At 34.8% G+C, this 16,827-nt stretch carries 16 protein-coding genes, 1 tRNA gene and 1 pseudogene; 11 read left to right on the forward strand and 7 right to left on the reverse strand.

Annotation, left to right across the window (positions count from 1 at the left end):
• The first annotated feature begins 18 nt into the window (after nt 1-18).
• Nucleotides 19-213: a hypothetical protein gene (locus ACFQ0R_RS07505; protein WP_379657763.1), complete on the forward strand. Its 195-nt coding sequence runs from the start codon at nt 19-21 to the stop codon at nt 211-213.
• Here ACFQ0R_RS07505 and ACFQ0R_RS07510 read toward each other — a convergent pair.
• The 3 genes from ACFQ0R_RS07510 to ACFQ0R_RS07520 all read right to left on the reverse strand — a co-directional run bounded on the left by ACFQ0R_RS07510 (nt 202) and on the right by ACFQ0R_RS07520 (nt 3,712).
• Nucleotides 202-1,344 (reverse strand): glycosyltransferase ArnT-like protein, encoded by a 1,143-nt coding sequence (locus ACFQ0R_RS07510; protein ID WP_379657764.1) that lies wholly within the window; start codon nt 1,342-1,344, stop codon nt 202-204. The genes ACFQ0R_RS07505 and ACFQ0R_RS07510 overlap by 12 nt on opposite strands.
• Before the next feature lie 215 nt (nt 1,345-1,559).
• Nucleotides 1,560-3,026, reverse strand: coding sequence for a cellulose synthase family protein (locus ACFQ0R_RS07515; protein WP_379657765.1), 1,467 nt, complete (start codon nt 3,024-3,026; stop codon nt 1,560-1,562).
• Entirely contained in the window at nt 3,023-3,712 is a 690-nt protein-coding gene (locus ACFQ0R_RS07520) for a glycosyltransferase family 2 protein (RefSeq protein WP_379657766.1), read from the reverse strand. Before ACFQ0R_RS07520 ends, ACFQ0R_RS07515 begins: the two co-directional genes overlap by 4 nt.
• Before the next feature lie 178 nt (nt 3,713-3,890).
• Here ACFQ0R_RS07520 and ACFQ0R_RS07525 point away from each other — a divergent pair, with 178 nt between their 5' ends.
• Both ACFQ0R_RS07525 and ACFQ0R_RS07530 read left to right on the forward strand, forming a co-directional pair.
• The gene (locus ACFQ0R_RS07525; protein WP_379657767.1) at nt 3,891-4,418 is read left to right on the forward strand and encodes an RNA polymerase sigma factor; all 528 of its coding nucleotides are present in this window, start codon (nt 3,891-3,893) and stop codon (nt 4,416-4,418) included.
• A gap of 1 nt (nt 4,419) precedes the next feature.
• Nucleotides 4,420-5,217, forward strand: a complete 798-nt coding sequence (locus ACFQ0R_RS07530) for an anti-sigma factor (RefSeq protein WP_379657768.1) — start codon at nt 4,420-4,422, stop codon at nt 5,215-5,217.
• On the opposite strand, the gene ACFQ0R_RS07535 is transcribed toward ACFQ0R_RS07530, so the two are convergent.
• Nucleotides 5,214-5,690 (reverse strand): TspO/MBR family protein, encoded by a 477-nt coding sequence (locus ACFQ0R_RS07535; protein ID WP_379657769.1) that lies wholly within the window; start codon nt 5,688-5,690, stop codon nt 5,214-5,216. The two genes, ACFQ0R_RS07530 and ACFQ0R_RS07535, sit on opposite strands and share 4 nt — an antisense overlap.
• Before the next feature lie 98 nt (nt 5,691-5,788).
• Between ACFQ0R_RS07535 and mvaD the strand changes: the two genes are divergently transcribed.
• The 3 genes from mvaD (at nt 5,789) to ACFQ0R_RS07550 (ending at nt 8,867) form a co-directional block, all read left to right on the forward strand.
• Complete coding sequence (gene mvaD, locus ACFQ0R_RS07540) at nt 5,789-6,856, forward strand: diphosphomevalonate decarboxylase (RefSeq protein ID WP_379657770.1); 1,068 nt, start codon at nt 5,789-5,791, stop codon at nt 6,854-6,856.
• 156 nt (nt 6,857-7,012) lie between these two features.
• Nucleotides 7,013-7,951 (forward strand): mevalonate kinase family protein, encoded by a 939-nt coding sequence (locus ACFQ0R_RS07545; protein WP_379657771.1) that lies wholly within the window; start codon nt 7,013-7,015, stop codon nt 7,949-7,951.
• A gap of 13 nt (nt 7,952-7,964) precedes the next feature.
• Nucleotides 7,965-8,867 (forward strand): geranylgeranylglycerol-phosphate geranylgeranyltransferase, encoded by a 903-nt coding sequence (locus tag ACFQ0R_RS07550; RefSeq protein WP_379657772.1) that lies wholly within the window; start codon nt 7,965-7,967, stop codon nt 8,865-8,867.
• A gap of 295 nt (nt 8,868-9,162) precedes the next feature.
• Here the strand turns inward: ACFQ0R_RS07550 and ACFQ0R_RS07555 are convergent.
• A pseudogene (locus ACFQ0R_RS07555) lies at nt 9,163-10,542 on the reverse strand (NAD-dependent succinate-semialdehyde dehydrogenase).
• 573 nt (nt 10,543-11,115) lie between these two features.
• Nucleotides 11,116-11,799, reverse strand: a complete 684-nt coding sequence (locus ACFQ0R_RS07560; RefSeq protein WP_379657773.1) for an SCO family protein — start codon at nt 11,797-11,799, stop codon at nt 11,116-11,118.
• A 150-nt stretch (nt 11,800-11,949) separates the two neighbouring features.
• Between ACFQ0R_RS07560 and rseP the strand changes: the two genes are divergently transcribed.
• The 5 genes from rseP (at nt 11,950) to ACFQ0R_RS07585 (ending at nt 15,907) form a co-directional block, all read left to right on the forward strand.
• Nucleotides 11,950-13,314 (forward strand): RIP metalloprotease RseP, encoded by a 1,365-nt coding sequence (rseP, locus tag ACFQ0R_RS07565; RefSeq protein ID WP_379657774.1) that lies wholly within the window; start codon nt 11,950-11,952, stop codon nt 13,312-13,314.
• 95 nt (nt 13,315-13,409) lie between these two features.
• Nucleotides 13,410-13,483, forward strand: a tRNA-Asn gene (locus ACFQ0R_RS07570).
• Between the two features lie 55 nt (nt 13,484-13,538).
• Nucleotides 13,539-13,838, forward strand: coding sequence for a GIY-YIG nuclease family protein (locus ACFQ0R_RS07575; protein WP_379657775.1), 300 nt, complete (start codon nt 13,539-13,541; stop codon nt 13,836-13,838).
• A 75-nt stretch (nt 13,839-13,913) separates the two neighbouring features.
• Nucleotides 13,914-14,213 (forward strand): GIY-YIG nuclease family protein, encoded by a 300-nt coding sequence (locus ACFQ0R_RS07580; protein WP_379657775.1) that lies wholly within the window; start codon nt 13,914-13,916, stop codon nt 14,211-14,213.
• An 896-nt stretch (nt 14,214-15,109) separates the two neighbouring features.
• Entirely contained in the window at nt 15,110-15,907 is a 798-nt protein-coding gene (locus ACFQ0R_RS07585; protein ID WP_379657776.1) for a helix-turn-helix transcriptional regulator, read from the forward strand.
• 251 nt (nt 15,908-16,158) lie between these two features.
• Here the strand turns inward: ACFQ0R_RS07585 and ACFQ0R_RS07590 are convergent, their stop codons facing one another.
• Entirely contained in the window at nt 16,159-16,659 is a 501-nt protein-coding gene (locus ACFQ0R_RS07590; RefSeq protein ID WP_379657777.1) for a VIT1/CCC1 transporter family protein, read from the reverse strand.
• Nucleotides 16,660-16,827: the final 168 nt, after the last annotated feature.

A 16,827-nucleotide genomic window follows, 5' to 3' on the forward strand; every position in this document is an offset into this window, starting at 1 on the left:
CCATTTGAGTACATTATAATGAAAAAATCAATTTTATTATTTCTTTTTATAGTCCTAGTTCGGATAAGCGTGTTTGCTCAGCCACCTCCTCCAAATGATGGAGTAGATGATATTCCTGCTCCAATAGACAATCACATTTGGATAGTGATGTTATTAGGATTGATTCTTGGATTGTACTTTATTTTTTCTAAAAAGTCTGTTTTACGAAACTAATTTTCTCTTTACAATTATTTCGTAGCTTATTGTTGTGAATAAAAAAGCATACTGAATTCCCAGTAACGAATAATTCTCCTCAACTCCTTCTAATCTGTAAGCCGAGTAGCTTAAAAAAACAAGCCAGCTCCACAACAGCATATACCTATACTTTGTAAAGATGCTTAAGAAAAGTGGTAGCATAATGTACCAGGGATGAACAGTCGTTGAAAATAGATAATAAGCTGTTGAGGCAAAGAGCATATAACTCAAGAGGGTTTTGAAGTCTATACTTTTCTTCTTAAAACTTAAAAACAGAACAACCAAAGTTGTGATCAACAACAGTAATTTTCCGATAACTCCTATCATATTATAACCGCTTAATTCAAAACCCACCCATCTCAAGGCATAATAAAAACTCGCATTAAATTCAAAAGAAGTAAAGTAAAGAGATAAGGTTTTGAAGTTTTTTGAAAGCATTTCAGAGTCCCAAAAAATACTGTAGGCTAAAACTATTGCTGATAAAAGGACAGTAACAAATTTTGAAAATCGGAGTATTTGATTTCTATTGAATAACTTACCCTTTTTACTCATAAAAGGGAATATTAAAGGAAGAAACATCAACGGAAGCATTTTAGATGCAATTGCAGCTGCAACTCCCAAAGCTGAGATGTAAACTCTCGAACTGTATAAATAATAAAGGCTTAAGGCTAGAAAAAATAACATTACTATTTCGAAATGTAAGCTGAACGTTGATTCTAAAATCACTAATGGATTAAGAATAAAAAGGAGGATGTTTCTTTTGGGTAGATCTATTTTGCCTAACATCTTTAGTCCATAGAAAACCAGTCCAATTTCTGCAAGGAGATTGAAAAGCCGTAAAAAAACTACATTGGAAAGCAAATTACTACCTGCCAAATAATAACTTATACTATATAACAATTGAGCTACTGGTGGATAAGTAGAATAGTTGTTGATACTCAGTTCTCCCATTTCGTCAAAAAGCAAGCCTCGTAGATTTTTCTTATCAATTGTATTGCTTTCAACAAGTTCTTTGGGTAAATGCAAATAAGGATTGACCCCTTGATTGTTCAGTATTCCATCCCAAATAAAACGATAAAAATCTTGAGATAATTCGGGGATAGAAAACAAAAAGATAAGTTTAAACAGAAAACTTAACCCTATCAAATAGTTGAGTTTGATACCGCTTTTATATAGGTAATATGAAAGTCCAAAAGCTGAAGAATACAAAGAAAAGAGCAACCAAAACTGATGCCTTTCTAATTCATAACCTAACCAGTAATAGATAAAGCATAGTAGAATAACGCTTAAAGTCTTTATCCATATATGATATGCTTTAATTTTCATTAAGCATTAGAAAATAAGGTCTTATAGGATATAAATCCAAAACCAAACACGAGCATCAAATGAAAAATGACTAAGCCAAAATCTTGAGTAAAGTAAGCACTATAAAGTCCATAAAGAAAGTATCCAAACAATAGAATCTCAATACCATTGAGAAAGGATAACTTTTTATTGATGTACGTTTTTCCCTTCCATGTATCAGTATTTGATGAGATATCAAATTTTGGCGTACGAATAAATGCTGATTTTTTATTGAAATGGCCCTCCAGAATAGCCAGAGTATTGTGGACAGATAAGCCCATGGCTATGGAAAAGAAAGTGATAAAGAGGCCAATAAATTTCAAAAAAGATAAAAAACTACTTCCTTGGATTTCTTTATAACTTGTCCAGTAACCATAGATGAAAAATACTGTACTAGCTCCCATTGCAGCAAGAATATAAAAAATAACATTCCAGGACTCCTGCTGGAATTTGATATATAATATGGGAATGCTTAAGATTGCTACTATTAAAATCAGAAGGAACATGCTCGAATTCAAAAGGTGAAAAAAGCTATGGAGTTTTGATGTTGGGCTTAAGGCTTTACTTTGAAAAATCGAACCAAAATTTTTCCTGAAATTCTCTGCTGCTCCCTTATTCCATCGAAATTGTTGAGATCTAGCAGCACTCAAAACTACAGGAAGTTCAGCTGGAGTTACTACGTCTTTCAGGTAAGTGAATTTCCAGCCTTTTAGCTGTGCTCTATAGCTCAAGTCCAAGTCTTCAGTTAATGTATCACCTTGCCAATTTCCAGCATCGACTATGCAAGTTTTTCTCCAAACTCCAGCTGTCCCGTTAAAATTGATAAAGTGACCCCCAAAAGACCTCCCTACCTGTTCAACAAGAAAATGAAAATCAAGTGCAAAAGCTTGAATTTTTGAGAGAATACTGTAATTTCTATTGACGTGACCCCAGCGGGTTTGGACAACACCTACATTTGGTTTATTGAAGTGAGGTATCGTCTTCTTTAGCCAATCTTGCTGAGGTAAAAAGTCTGCATCAAAAATGGCAATAAATTCGCCTTCTGCTATTTTCAGGCCTTCTTTGAGAGCGCCAGCTTTAAAGTTTTTTCGATCAGTTCTATGAATGTATTTAGCATTCATTCCTTTTTCTATAAGCTTCTGAGTGAGTTGTTCTGTATAGATTTTAGAGGAATCGGTGGAGTCATCAAGAACTTGGATTTCTAATTTTGAGTAAGGGTAATCCAGTTTTGAAATGTTTTCAAGTAATCGCTTTACGACATATTTCTCATTATAAAGAGGAAGTTGAATTGTTACTTTTGGCCAGTGCACTGGATTTCGAACAGATTCAGTGTTCTGCTTTTTAGCTTTTTTAAAATTAATTACAAGTTGCAGCTGTAATAAGCTATAGATAAGTATCACCAATAGTGCAAAACTGTAAAGTCCAACGATGATGTAATCTAAAATCATTTGAAAGTATATTTAAAAATCCAGCTCAGTATTTTAACTCCTGCCATAACAGCACCTTTAACTGTTCCGGAGACTTTTGATGTTCCAATCCTGTTCCTGTAATTCATTTCAACTTCTGTGTAGCTTAGGTTTTGTTTCAAAGCTTTCAGTTGCATTTCTACGGTCCATCCGTAAGTTTTATCTTCCATTTTCAAATCTAAAAGCTTTTTATACTTTATTGCTCTAAAAGGCCCCAGATCTGTAAATTTCGAATTAAAAAATAAGCGCATTAAGCTTGTAGCCAGCCAATTCCCGAAAATTTGAGGAAATGTCATCGAGCCGGGTTCGCGTTTCGATTTCACTCTAGCGCCAATAACCAGGTCTATATGATCTTCAATAATTGGTTTAATGAGCTTATCCATTTCATTGGGGTAATCACTGTAATCCCCGTCAAGAAAGACCACAATGTCGGTGGCATCTTTTGATTTTTTTAAATAAGAAAGCCCCGTTAAGCAGGCATAGCCATAGCCCATGTTTGGCTCATAAAGCACAGTTGCGCCAGCTTCTTTTGCGTTTTGAGCTGTTTGATCTGTTGATTTGTTATCAACAACAATTACTTCAGAAATATGTGAAGGAATTTCATTTATGACCTTAGCTATAGAGCGCTCTTCATTATATGCTGGTATGATTACTCGTACTTTACTCATAGTCTGCGAAAATACATTTTTAAAGGTTAGACGTTTTACTATAGACTTTATTTTGCAAGTATTTAAACCTTAATTCACTTATTTTCGTAAATAACTGAGGGTTAGTTTTTTAAGAATTTACAGCTAAAACAAGATTTGTGTAATAAATTAAAATAGGTAGATTTAGAAAAAATTTTGAATGCAACCAGATAATCTAATTTTAAAATTAAAGCAGAAAAACGAAGTCGCTTTTTCTCAGATCTATGATATGTATTCTGAAAATATCTTCGGAATTATTAATACAATAGTCAATGATGCTGAGGTGGCAGAAGAGGTGCTACAGGATGTATTTATCAAAGTTTGGAACAAATCAGACTCATATTCCAGCGAAAAAGGACGCTTTTTTACCTGGCTTCTGAATATATCTAGAAATGCAGCTATAGATAAGGTAAGATCTAAAGCCTATAAGAATAAGCGCAAAAATTCAGATTTTGATGATTTTTCGTTTTTCATTAAGGATGATATGGACCTAGATAGCATAAGCGATGGTTACGGAATTAAAAAATTTGTGGATAAATTAAAGCCTGTGTGTGTAAAATTGATCGATTTACTATTTTTTAAAGGTTACACACAAAAAGAAGCATCAGAAACTTTAGAAATTCCTTTGGGAACTGTAAAGTCCAGAAATAGAACATGCTTGAATTCACTAAGAGAAACATTACAATAATATGACTACAAAAGAATATATAGAATCTGGAGTGCTTGAACTTTATGTTTATGGAACGCTTGCAGGAAAAGAACAGGCTCAGGTTGCCAAAGACGTAGCTAAAGATCCGGAATTGCAAGCAGAAGTGAAAGCTATTGAAGATTCGCTTTTAAAGCTTTCTAAGGCAACTTCTACTGGTGTTAGGCCTTTAGTTAAGAAAGAAATTCTTAAAAAAATCAGTGATAAAGCGGCTTTACCCAGACCAAAGGTAAAAATAATAACTTCCAATTATTCTTATTTTGGATGGGCTGCAGCCATATTACTTTTAGGTGGTATCTTATGGATGATGAAATTGAATCAAGATCTTGAAGAACAAATCAATCTCGTTAATGAACAGCTGGAGACCAAAGAAACTCAAGTAGTAAACTCAAGTCAAAAAGTACAGAAACTTGAAGACTTGCTTTTACAGATGGCACAACCTGGAACTCGAAAATTTACTTTGCCAGGAAACGAACTCAACGCACCAAACACTGCTGTTGCTGCTTTTTATGATGATGAAACTAATGAATTGATTTTAGACATTAGTGGATTGCCAGAAGCACCAGAGGGTATGGTTTATCAGGCTTGGTCACTCACTTTCGAGCCATTAACCCCAAACAGTATTGGACTTTTAGCTGATGTCAATTCACCTAATAATAAGATTTTCAAATTGCAAGATATTCCAAGGTCTGAAGGTTTTGGAATCACTCTCGAGCCAGAAGGCGGAAGCCAGAAGCCTAACCTTGAGCAGCTGTATGCTTTAGGAACTATTTCATCTTAATTAAGTCTCCATATTTCAAAATTGAGGGCTGCTGCGAAAATAATCCAAAGGATATATGGGATGAGTAAATAAGCTGCGGTATCACTTACAATCTTAAACCATTTGAAGGTAAGTAGAACCAATACGATAAGGGCTACTATGATGAAAAGGGCGGCAAGAGGTGATTGATACCCGAAAAATGAAATAGACCAAGCGGCATTTAAAAGAAGTTGAAAACCAAAATGATAAAGAGAAGTCTTCACCCAAATGTGATGAAAACCTTTGCTCCAGACAATCCCTGCAGCAACGCCCATTAAGACGTAAAGCAAAGTCCAGACTGGAGCAAAAAGCCAACTTGGCGGATTGAAACTAGGTTTTTCTAAGGTAGTGAACCATGTATCAACACTTGTTTGTGTAGCAATTGAACCTATAAAGCCAATGCCTAGGCAAACGATAACCCCGATCAATATTTTAACTACTGTATTAATTTTCATAAGTTAAATTCAAGATAGCAAAATATTAATATTTTTCAATATCTACAACCTGGATAAGAACATCTCGCTTTACTTATATTTGTCTAAAATCTCAAAAAATGAATACTAAAGATTTTATTTATAAAACTCCACAGCTTCTCCCAGATCTAAGCGCCTATGAGGCAGAAGCGCCAAGTAATATTGCACTGGTTAAATACTGGGGAAAATATGGCGAACAACTCCCCAAAAATACCTCAATAAGTTATACACTGCAAAATTGCAAAACAGAAACCAAAGTAATTTTAAAGAAAAGAATTGAGGCAGACGATCAGTTTCATTTTGAAGTGTATTTAGATGGTGAATTAAAGCCTGCATTCAAATCCAAAATTGAAACATTTCTTAAGCGAATAGAAGCATACACACCTTTCTTGAAATCATTTGAATTTGAAATTCACACAAAAAACACCTTCCCGCATAGTAGCGGTATAGCTTCATCTGCCAGTGGTATGGCAGCCCTTGCTAAGTGTTTTGTAGCAATGGAAGCTTCTGTCAAACCAGAATTAACCGATGAATTTCAGGCTCAAAAAGCTTCATTTTTAGCAAGACTGGGGTCTGGTAGTGCATGCAGAAGCACAGGAGGTAAACTTGTAGTTTGGGGGAAGCATGAAGATATAGAAGGAAGTTCAAGTTTTTATGGAATAGATTATCCTTACGATATCCATTCCAACTTCAGGGATTTTAAAGATTCAATTTTACTTATTGATGAAGGGCAAAAGCAGGTAAGTAGTAGTGTAGGTCATAATTTAATGCACGGACATCCTTTTGCAGAACAACGTTTTCAACAAGCTGATGCTAACATTTCAAAATTGAAATCCATCCTGTCTTCAGGAAATTTTGATGAGTTTTTTGCACTGGTTGAGTCTGAAGCATTATCCCTTCACGCCATGATGATGACAAGTTCCCCTTATTTTATTTTGATGCAACCCAACACCTTGCAAGTAATCCATAAAATTTGGGGATTGAGAAAAGCAGAAAAAGTTCAAATTGGGTTTACACTCGATGCCGGAGCTAATGTTCACCTATTGTATCCCGAAGCTTCATCTGCAAGAGTGAGAAAATTTATCGATGAAGAGTTAATCCAATTTTGCCAGGGAGAAAAAGTGATTCACGATCAAATTCAGTTTTAACTTTGTTTAAAGATATGAGTTGATGATTCAACAAAAAGACTTATTTTTACTTTTTAAAATTATTTGAAAAGATATTTTTTCTTAAATGCTATTACTTATCTCTTAATAATCATTAATATTTGCATAATTGATTGATTTTATCCTAAAGCAAAACCTATGAAAGGACCTCTATTTTATTCCAAGATCTTATTATTTGGAGAATATGGCATCATAAAAGATTCTAAGGGCCTGTCTATCCCTTATAATTTCTATAATGGAGCTTTAAAAGTTGAAGAGAACCCAAGTGAAAAAGCTATCAAATCCAATAAAGAATTGCAGCGATTTTCTGACTACTTGGGAGAACTCAACAAAGAAAAAAGCACTCCAGTGCGTTTTGATTTGGATTCGTTGAATGAGGATCTTGGAGAAGGAATGTACTTCGATAGTAGCATCCCGCAAGGATATGGAGTAGGGAGTAGCGGAGCACTGGTGGCAGCAATTTATGATAAATATGCTTTTGATAAAATCACAGTTTTAGAGAACTTATCCAAGGATAAACTTTTAAAATTAAAGACGATCTTTTCTAAAATGGAATCGTTTTTCCATGGAAAATCTTCTGGTCTTGATCCTCTTAATAGTTACTTAAGTCTACCTATCCTTATCAATTCCAAAGATAATATCGAACCAGCCGGGATTCCTTCTCAGGCACAAAATGGTAATGGTGCCGTCTTTCTTCTGGACAGTGGCATTGTAGGTGAAACAGCTCCAATGGTTCAGATCTTTATGGAAAATATGAAGCAGGAAGGATTCAGAAATATCATAAAAGACAAGTTTGTAAAACACACAGATGCTTGTGTAGAAAACTTTTTGGAAGGTGACTTCAAATCCCTTTTTGGAAACATCAAACATCTTTCGAATGTTGTTCTTGACAACTTCAAACCTATGATTCCTAAGCAATTTCATGAATTGTGGAAAAAAGGTATCGAAACCAACGACTATTACTTAAAGCTATGTGGTTCTGGTGGTGGAGGTTATATTTTAGGTTTTACACAAGATTTTGAAAAAGCTAAAGATGCCTTGAAAGATCACAAACTGGAAGTGGTTTATACGTTTTAAAACAGATTGACTTATGTCTCGAGAGAACAAACGCCTTTGGCTCAAATTTTTGAGTTTGTTCTCCGTCATTCGTGGTTATAACATTCTCATCATTGTTATAGCTCAATATCTGGCTTCTATATTTATAATGGCTCATCACTTGCCTATCCGGGAAGTTGTGCTAGATGTCAATCTTTTTTTAATTGTTGTTTCAACCGCTTTAGCTATTGCATCAGGCTACCTTATCAATAATTTTTACGACTCCGAAAAGGATCTTATCAACCGACCAAAAAAAACCTTGCTTGACAATTATGTAAGCCAAAAAACGAAACTAGGTGTTTATTTTACTCTCAATTTCTTAAGTGTCATCATTGCTAGTTATGTGAGTTTTAAAGCGGTTTTATTCTTTTCTACCTACATTTTTGTCCTATGGTTATATTCCCACAAGCTTAAGCGCTACCCATTTTTAGGAACACTTACTGCCGGGCTGGTTGCTATCTTACCATTTTTTATCATATTTGTCTATTACAGAAATTTTGAGGCCGTCATATTAGTTCATGCGGTATTTCTGTTTTTTATTATCCTCATAAGAGAACTCGTCAAGGATCTTGAAAATTTAAAAGGTGATTTTACATTAGATTACTCTACAATTCCTGTGAAATACAGTGTAAAGTTCACCAAGCGACTCATTTCTGTTTTGGTCATTTCTACGATCATCCCCGCTTTAATTTTAGTGCTATATTTCGATTCGGGTTATATGGATTATTATTTTTTGCTCTGTGTCGTGTTGCTTATTATTTTCCTTTTCCAGGTATGGCAATCCGAGCAAAAAATCCATTATTTAGTTTTACATAACCTGCTCAAATTTGTTATAGTACTTGGTGTTTTTAGTATTATATTGATAGATATAGAAGAGGTTTTAAAAAGGATTTTTTAAGGCTTTTATTCTGAACCTGTAACCTTTAGATTGATCTAAGTTTTAGCAATCAAAATTTTAACTTAGGTTGAAAAATTAAAGATCTTTCATTTTCCTCATTTGTTTTTTACTTAGCTTTTGAAAAGACAAGTAATAAAAGAAAATCTAAACAATACTTATAAGTTTTTTGCCTAAAATGACTTAGTAGTTAAGTAGTTTATTTCAGATCGACTAAATCCAGCACAAAACAAAAATGGCGCATTTAGAATCTCTCTTAAATGCACTATCTTCAATAGACTAACTATAAAAATCAAACTTATCTCTTCATCACACTTTTGACGTTCACAAATTCTTTTAGCCCAAAGCCACCGTGTTCTCTTCCATAACCTGAATCTTTCACGCCACCAAAAGGCATTGCTGGATCGGCTAAACCGAAGGAATTGATAAACACCATTCCCGTATCATAATACTTTTCTGCCATTTCAATAGCAGCATCTTCGTCTTTAGAGAAAATCCCACCGCCAAGTCCAAAGCGGCTGTCGTTTGCAATGCGCATGGCATCTTTATTATCTTTTGCCTTAATAAGTGAAGCTACAGGTCCACAAAACTCATCTTCTTAAGCTGGCTGTCCGGCTTTTACATTTTCCAAAACGGTTGCAGGGTAGAAGAATCCATCTCCGCTAGGAATTTTCCCTCCACAGGCTATCTTGGCTCCTTTTTCAACGCTTTTTACCACTTGCTCGTGCAAATCGTCGCGAAGATCTTTACGCACTATGGGGCCCAGTTGAGTACTTTCGTTATTTGGGTCTCCAGTTTTTATTTCGCTCATCGTTTTCACAAATTTCTCCCGAAATTCGTCATATACTTTTTCGGTGACAATAAACCGTTTTGCTGCAATACAGGTTTCACCATTGTTGTAAATACGCCCTTGGACACAGGCTCTTACTGCTTTATCTATATCAGCATCTTCAAAAACCAAATAAGCATCATTACTGCCTAATTCCAGCACTGTTTTTTTTAATTCGGCAACAGCTTTCTGACCTATGTTTCTTCCTGAATCAGGGCCTCCTGTTAACGTTATTCCACATGCCAGCTTATTTTTAATCACTTTATCAGACTGGTCGTGATTAATGACCAAAGTCGTAAACAAGCCGTCTGGGATATCGGCCTCGGCTTAAATACGTTCCAATAACTTACCTGAGCCAGTCACGTTTGAGGCATGTTTTAGTAAAACTGCATTACCTGCCATGAGGTTTGCTATAGAATATCTTATGACCTGGTAGCTTGGATAATTCCAGGGCTGTATACCATAAATTACCCCTGTAGGAGCTTACGAGACGCGGCCGAACTCTCCATTTACCATTTTTCGTTCCTCGGTTTTCAATTCATCTGGTCCTTTCTCAGCGGTGTATTGACAAATGGCAGCGCACAAATCTACTTCTTGTCTGCTTTGCTCTAATGTTTTTCCCATTTCATCGGTCATCAGTTGTGCCAATTCTTCCCTGGCATTGATGAGTTCTTTTCCGATGACTTTGATTGTTTTAGCCCGATCTTTCGGAGAGATTTCTTTCCATATTGTGAAAGCCTGATGACATTTTGAAATGGCGTCTTTTACCTCTTTGTCGGTCATGTATTAATAATGACTGAGACTCTTTCCAGTTGCAGGGTTGATGGTTTGTATGTTATTTGAACTCATGTCTTTTCTTTTTAATTTTTATGATAGTCTGGATCGAAACGTTTTCAATCGCTATTATTTATTGCATTGGAAAAATTAGTTTTCCAATACTATTGAAGTGAGGGAGTATTCAGTAAAGTATGAGTACCAAATGAATCCACTGCAAAACCAAATTACTGATAGTTTATATTCCCTAATTATATTGTGGCAAAGTCTAAGTTAAGGGCTTTATGTGCTGAATATTAGATAATTGGGAAAGCTTTGTGTTAGTCTTAATAGTATTTAAATTAAAAACAGTGGTTGAACTGAAACTTATTCAGTTTTAAAACCTGATTTTTTATTCTTAAGCTATATTTCTAATTTAAGACCTCACAGATTTTTGAAACCTGTGAGGTCTAGGTGAGATCGTAGTAAAACTTATTTTATTATCAACTCAATGTTTTCTAACCGACTTCAGCTGAACGATGTCTCTTTAGTGAAAACGTCATGCCTGAAGCTTTATCGACAACGGATGCTTACTTCTAAGCCAACCACACCATAAAAGCTTGTTATCGTGAAACATTTAATCTTGCAGTGGTAAATTCCGTAGAAAAATTATTCTTCTTCCGGTAGATATTCAAGCCTTAAGATATCGATATCCTCAATGAGTTTTTCTATTTCTTCAGGATTGGTGCCGTCATAGAACCCGCGGATGCGTTTTTCTTTATCTACCAATACAAAATTTTCGGTATGAACGAGGTCATAGGGACCGCCGTCGCCTTCGGTTTTAGAAGCCAGGTACTCCTTTCTTGCCAGATTGTAAATTTGTTTTTTATCTCCTGTAACCAGGTTCCATTTGCTGTCGATGACCTCCTTTTCTATCGCATACTTCTTGAGCTGGGCTACATCGTCAATCTCAGGCGTAACAGAGTGGGAAAGTAACTTGATGTCGTCATCATTTTTGAACTCTTTCTGCAAAGTTTGCATGCTTTTGGCCATGTCTATACAAATACTCTGGCAGGTCGTAAAGAAGAAATCGGCGACATAGATCTTGTTTTCATAATCCTGTTGGGTTATGGTGTCACCGTTTTGGTTGATAAGTTTGAAATCATCTACTTTATGATACTTGCGAATGTATTGGACTGTAGTGTCTACAAGGTCTGCAGTCACCATGCTTGGCTGATAGACAGGTAGCTTTGGTGTGGGTTTTAATTGATTGTAAATAAATGTAACAACTACGGCTGAAATGATGAGCATCACCACCGCAAAAAACTTGTACTTAGCAAAAAATTTGAGCATAATTATTTAATCTTCTGCAAAAATAACCCGAATGCGGTGGTTGTAATGTCTCATTGGTTACAATTATTTGTTAACTATAAGGAGTAGACTGTCAAAAATTTTTTATGCACCGATAAAAGATTACTTTTGCGACTGAAAAATTTCTGATTAATGGATCCATTTTTTATTAAAGCTGCACAACTCCTTTTGAGTTTATCTATACTTATTGTTCTACACGAGTTGGGCCATTTCATACCTGCAAAATATTTCAAAATTAGGGTTGAGAAATTCTACTTATTTTTTGATGTCAAGTTTTCCCTTTTCAAAAAGAAAATAGGGGATACGGTCTACGGTATTGGCTGGTTACCTCTTGGAGGATATGTCAAGATTTCCGGGATGATCGATGAGAGCATGGATAAGGAACAAATGTCCAAACCCCCAGAGCCATGGGAATTTCGTAGTAAACCTGCATGGCAACGGCTTATCATTATGCTTGGTGGAGTGACGGTAAATATTGTGCTAGGATTTCTCATTTATATGATGGTACTTTTTGTTTATGGTGAAAATTACCTATCTCCAAAAGTATTTGAAAACGGTCTTGAAACCGCTGAGGTAATGAAAGATTACGGGTTTATGGATGGTGACAAAATTCTTAGTGTTGATGGAGAACCTCTGCAAAGCCAGATTGATATCAACAAACATTTGTTGCTTAGAGATGTGAGTACTGTGGAAGTGAAGCATACTAATGGCAATTCAGAAACTATTTCGCTTCCAGAAGACATTGGTCAAAAGCTATTTCAATCAGGAAGTTTACAGCCTTTTTCTCCAATTAAAAAACCGATGATTGACAGCGTGTTGGCAGATTCTCCCGCAGCAAAAGCTGGTCTTAAGAAAGGAGACTTAATTACTTCTGTTAATGGTGAAAAAGTAAACTACTGGCATGAATTCAGACAAAAAATAAAAAACAATACGGGTGTTCCGGTTGAGATAACCTATACCAGTGAACCACAAGAAAACACAGGTCTTGATAAAGAACTCAGCGGCGAAGGTTTCGGTAAAATCAATATAACTACCAATGAGGAGGGAAATATTGGAGTTATTACAGCTGCTATATCGCCTGATGATATTTTGACCAAGTCTTATAGCTTTGGCGAAAGTATTGGGGCTGGTTTTGATTATGCATACTGGACGCTTCATGATTACGTAGCACAATTTAAATATGTGTTTACTAAGAAAGGAGCGACACAAGTTGGTGGTTTTGGAGCTATAGGAAGTTTGTTCCCGGATGCCTGGGACTGGAAAGCCTTCTGGACAACAACGGCTTTTATTTCTATTATTTTAGCTTTTATGAATATACTGCCTATTCCAGCACTGGATGGTGGTCATGTGATGTTCTTGCTTTATGAAATAGTATCTGGACGTAAGCCTAACGAAAAGGTAATGGAATATGCTCAAATAATTGGTTTCTTTATACTTATAGCTTTGGTCTTGTTTGCCAACGGAAACGACGTCTACCGCTGGCTAACGGGAGAATAAAATTTTAAATATTTTTTAAAAAAACGTTTTGTGAAACTAAATAATGGTTTATATTTGCAACCGCAAAAGATGATAGTTTATTATATACGATAAATTCCTCCTTAGCTCAGTTGGTTAGAGCATCTGACTGTTAATCAGAGGGTCCAAGGTTCGAGTCCTTGAGGGGGAGCAAAGAAAGCCTGATACGAAAGTATTAGGCTTTTTTGTTTTTAAAAACTCTTAGGATGCAGTACCTAGTTTACATCTTATTTTCTGAAAAGCTGAACAGATTTTATATTGGTTATACTTCAAATATCGACCAGCGTTTAGAGTTTCATCAACAAGCGGAATCACATAAATTCACTTCAAATGCGAATGATTGGGAATTGTTTTTAAAAGTGGAATGTGAATCTAAAACGCAAGCTTTAGCTGTTGAAAATCATATTAAAAGAATGAAAAGCAAAGTCTATATTCAGAATTTAAAAATCTATCCTGAGATGAGAATAAAATTACTAGATAAATATAACCAAGGTTCGCCCCGATAACTATCGGGGTTGAGGGGGAGCAAAGAAAGCCTGATACGAAAGTATTAGGCTTTTTTGTTTTTAAAAACTCTTAGGATGCAGTACCTAGTTTACATCTTATTTTCTGAAAAGCTGAACAGATTTTATATTGGTTATACTTCAAATATCGACCAGCGTTTAGAGTTTCATCAACAAGCAGAATCACATAAATTTACCTCAAATGCGAATGATTGGGAATTGTTTTTAAAAGTGGAATGTGAATCTAAGACGCAAGCTTTAGCTGTTGAAAATCATATTAAAAGAATGAAAAGCAAAGTCTATATTCAGAATTTAAAAATCTATCCTGAGATGAGAATAAAATTACTAGATAAATATAACCAAGGTTCGCCCCGATAGCTATCCGGCTTTTTTGTTTTAAAATATTTTCATTATAACTTCCTATAAAGACTGCTACTTCAAAGTTTTTGAACTTAAAGTTAACTTTCTGCTTAATTTCAGTGAAGGTGTCTTTTTTACTAAAAAAGGTATACAAAAAGGTAACAAGTATTACGTCCTGAAATAGTTGTTATAAAACAGTGTTTTTAATAAGGTTAACACGAATACATCAATGAGTTATGATCACTCTTTTAAACTCAAGACTTTCAAAAGTTGTTGTAAAATAGAATTTGCGGCAAGATACTTTTATAATAATACCTGTGATATCACTTTTGTATAAATCGATCATACATTTCTTTTTTCTATCAGAACTAGATTGTTATAAGATGATAGGCGAGACCATTTCCGTGAAGTTGGATCAATAATGAGTATATATATCTTTAAATTTAAACAGCTTTACAAGCTCATTGATCATAAGCGGGTTTGAGATTAAATAATGGGATAGGGTAAACTCTCCAGAAATAAAGTGTGTCTAAAATAATGTAAACTAAAAGAGACAAAGAGCAAATACGCTTCGGTTTAGAAGAAGGCCATTGTTCTTGTGAGTTTTTTCATTACCAATTTTTTAAGGTTTATAGATTTGTTGACAAAATTGGTAGTTTTAACTCCTTGGCGCAATACCTTATTTTAGGTATTTTTTTGATACTCGACTAAATAAATTGACAAAAAACAACTTTTCCTTTATAAAATCATAAACTTTATTAGCGTATATAAAATGCTGATATATAGATATATAATGACTTTAATTTGTTCCCGAATATTTCTTTATTGCTAATGTTATATAAAACCTTTTTTTTGTTAATTTTTTTTTCAGTTATTACTAAGCAACCAATCAAAAATTATAAAATCCTGAATCCATGGACTCAAAAGTTGATAGAATATTAGACCTTTGGAAAAAGCCATTTCTAAAGGTAAAAAGTGAACATAAACCTTATGCTTACCCCGAGCAGCTGAAAAGAACAGCAGGGCTATTTTCGCCTGGGTTACAGTACCATTTTATTATAGATATGCCCACCTTGAAAATAGAATACATTAGTGAGGGTGCAAAAAATATTTTGGGAATTGATCCGATGGAAGTAGATGTTGAATTGATAATCGATAGGCTTATACCAGAACAAAAAGAAATATTGGCAAAAAAAGAATCGGTAGTAGTTGATTTTTTTTATAATTACCTTCCAGCTAAAGAAATGATGTCCTATAAAAGTGTATACATGTATACAATACGGGATGTAGACGGTAATCTCCGCACTATACTTCATCAGGCAACGCCATTAACTTTAACTAAGGGGTATAAGCCTAAACAGGTACTGGTCGTGCATACAGATGTTTCTCATCTTTTTGTACAGCACAAAGATAGCCTCAGTTTTATCAATCTCAATAATGGAAAATCTTTCTTTAATGTAACTTATAATGATGGAGTTTTTAATGCAAATAAAAGCGGAAATAAGCAGGGAGATCCTTTTAGCGATTTTACTCCAAAGGAAAAGGAATTAATAAAGAAAATTTCAGAAGGACTAAGTACCGATGTTATTGCTGAACAAATGAATATTTCAATCCATACGCTGCGTACTCACCGTAAGAACATTTTAAAAAAGTCAAGCTTCAAGAATATTCACGAAGTGGTAGCCCAATTTCTTATGGCAGGAGTGATTTGATGTTCTGGAGAAAGGAAAAGAATGTTTTTTTGCCAGTATCAAAATAATCCATCTGTTTATAAAATATCATATAACAGAGAGTTAGGTTTAGTTCTGATCTCTAATGGCAATTAGACTTTGTCCAATTGAGCCTAATAGCATTCCTGTTTTAAATATCAACTTCTTTTTCCACTGCCTTCGAGAAATCTGTTCATATAAATTTTATTTTATATCGGATGTTCTATATGCTGGTGAGTTAGAAACTTGTGAATTTACTGCCAATGCTCTATTAAGCCTCCAATAAAAAAAGCAACAGCCGCAGCAGAGCCGCCAATGAGTAACATCTCACCTCCCGCCAGATAAGGATTGCCTCCGGTGAGTTTGGTTCTCAAAGCTCCAACTCCGAATAATGCCAGACTGGTTGCTATACCCGAGAAGACAAATGAGTCTGAGGTGATAGCTATAAAAAAGTAGGGGACAAGCGGTATAATCCCAACAATTACAAAAGCCAAAAAAGTAAATAAGGCTGCAATTTTAGGATCATGTTTTTCCTGCTCCTCAAGGTCTTTATTCTTTTTCCTGGCCACTTCAGCTTTGTTAGCCAGAAAATCTGAAGAAGCCATTGAAAATCCATCTGCAAATAAGGATGCAAAACCTACAACCAAAATGGCCGTATTCCCCAAATTTGCGCCTTCTACACTGGCAACTATGGCAAACGTTGTTATAATTCCATCATTTGCTCCATAAACAGCATCTCTTATATATCTGGTCAATAATTTTATATAAACCATAGCATACAACTCTTTAAATTTAAAACTTATCCCTTTATGAATCGAAACATATAAAAATAGTGTTTTTCAAATCCGTATCAAATGATGAAGAGAATAAACTTCCTTCAGGAAAATATCTAGAAATACTTCATAACGGATTTTCATTTTTTA

The sequence above is a fragment of the Psychroflexus salinarum genome (assembly GCF_042677225.1).
In the GTDB taxonomy this organism is placed as follows: Bacteria; Bacteroidota; Bacteroidia; order Flavobacteriales; family Flavobacteriaceae; genus Psychroflexus; species Psychroflexus salinarum.

Coding starts and splice junctions, on each gene's coding strand:
- ACFQ0R_RS07560 (WP_379657773.1), bottom strand. CDS start 11,799: ATGCTCAAATTTTTTGCTAAGTACAAGTTTTTTGCGGTGGTGATGCTC.
- mvaD (WP_379657770.1), top strand. CDS start 5,789: ATGAATACTAAAGATTTTATTTATAAAACTCCACAGCTTCTCCCAGAT.
- ACFQ0R_RS07580 (WP_379657775.1), top strand. CDS start 13,914: ATGCAGTACCTAGTTTACATCTTATTTTCTGAAAAGCTGAACAGATTT.
- ACFQ0R_RS07515 (WP_379657765.1), bottom strand. CDS start 3,026: ATGATTTTAGATTACATCATCGTTGGACTTTACAGTTTTGCACTATTG.
- ACFQ0R_RS07535 (WP_379657769.1), bottom strand. CDS start 5,690: ATGAAAATTAATACAGTAGTTAAAATATTGATCGGGGTTATCGTTTGC.
- ACFQ0R_RS07530 (WP_379657768.1), top strand. CDS start 4,420: ATGACTACAAAAGAATATATAGAATCTGGAGTGCTTGAACTTTATGTT.
- ACFQ0R_RS07545 (WP_379657771.1), top strand. CDS start 7,013: ATGAAAGGACCTCTATTTTATTCCAAGATCTTATTATTTGGAGAATAT.
- ACFQ0R_RS07525 (WP_379657767.1), top strand. CDS start 3,891: ATGCAACCAGATAATCTAATTTTAAAATTAAAGCAGAAAAACGAAGTC.
- ACFQ0R_RS07585 (WP_379657776.1), top strand. CDS start 15,110: ATGGACTCAAAAGTTGATAGAATATTAGACCTTTGGAAAAAGCCATTT.
- ACFQ0R_RS07505 (WP_379657763.1), top strand. CDS start 19: ATGAAAAAATCAATTTTATTATTTCTTTTTATAGTCCTAGTTCGGATA.
- ACFQ0R_RS07520 (WP_379657766.1), bottom strand. CDS start 3,712: ATGAGTAAAGTACGAGTAATCATACCAGCATATAATGAAGAGCGCTCT.
- ACFQ0R_RS07575 (WP_379657775.1), top strand. CDS start 13,539: ATGCAGTACCTAGTTTACATCTTATTTTCTGAAAAGCTGAACAGATTT.
- ACFQ0R_RS07550 (WP_379657772.1), top strand. CDS start 7,965: ATGTCTCGAGAGAACAAACGCCTTTGGCTCAAATTTTTGAGTTTGTTC.
- rseP (WP_379657774.1), top strand. CDS start 11,950: ATGGATCCATTTTTTATTAAAGCTGCACAACTCCTTTTGAGTTTATCT.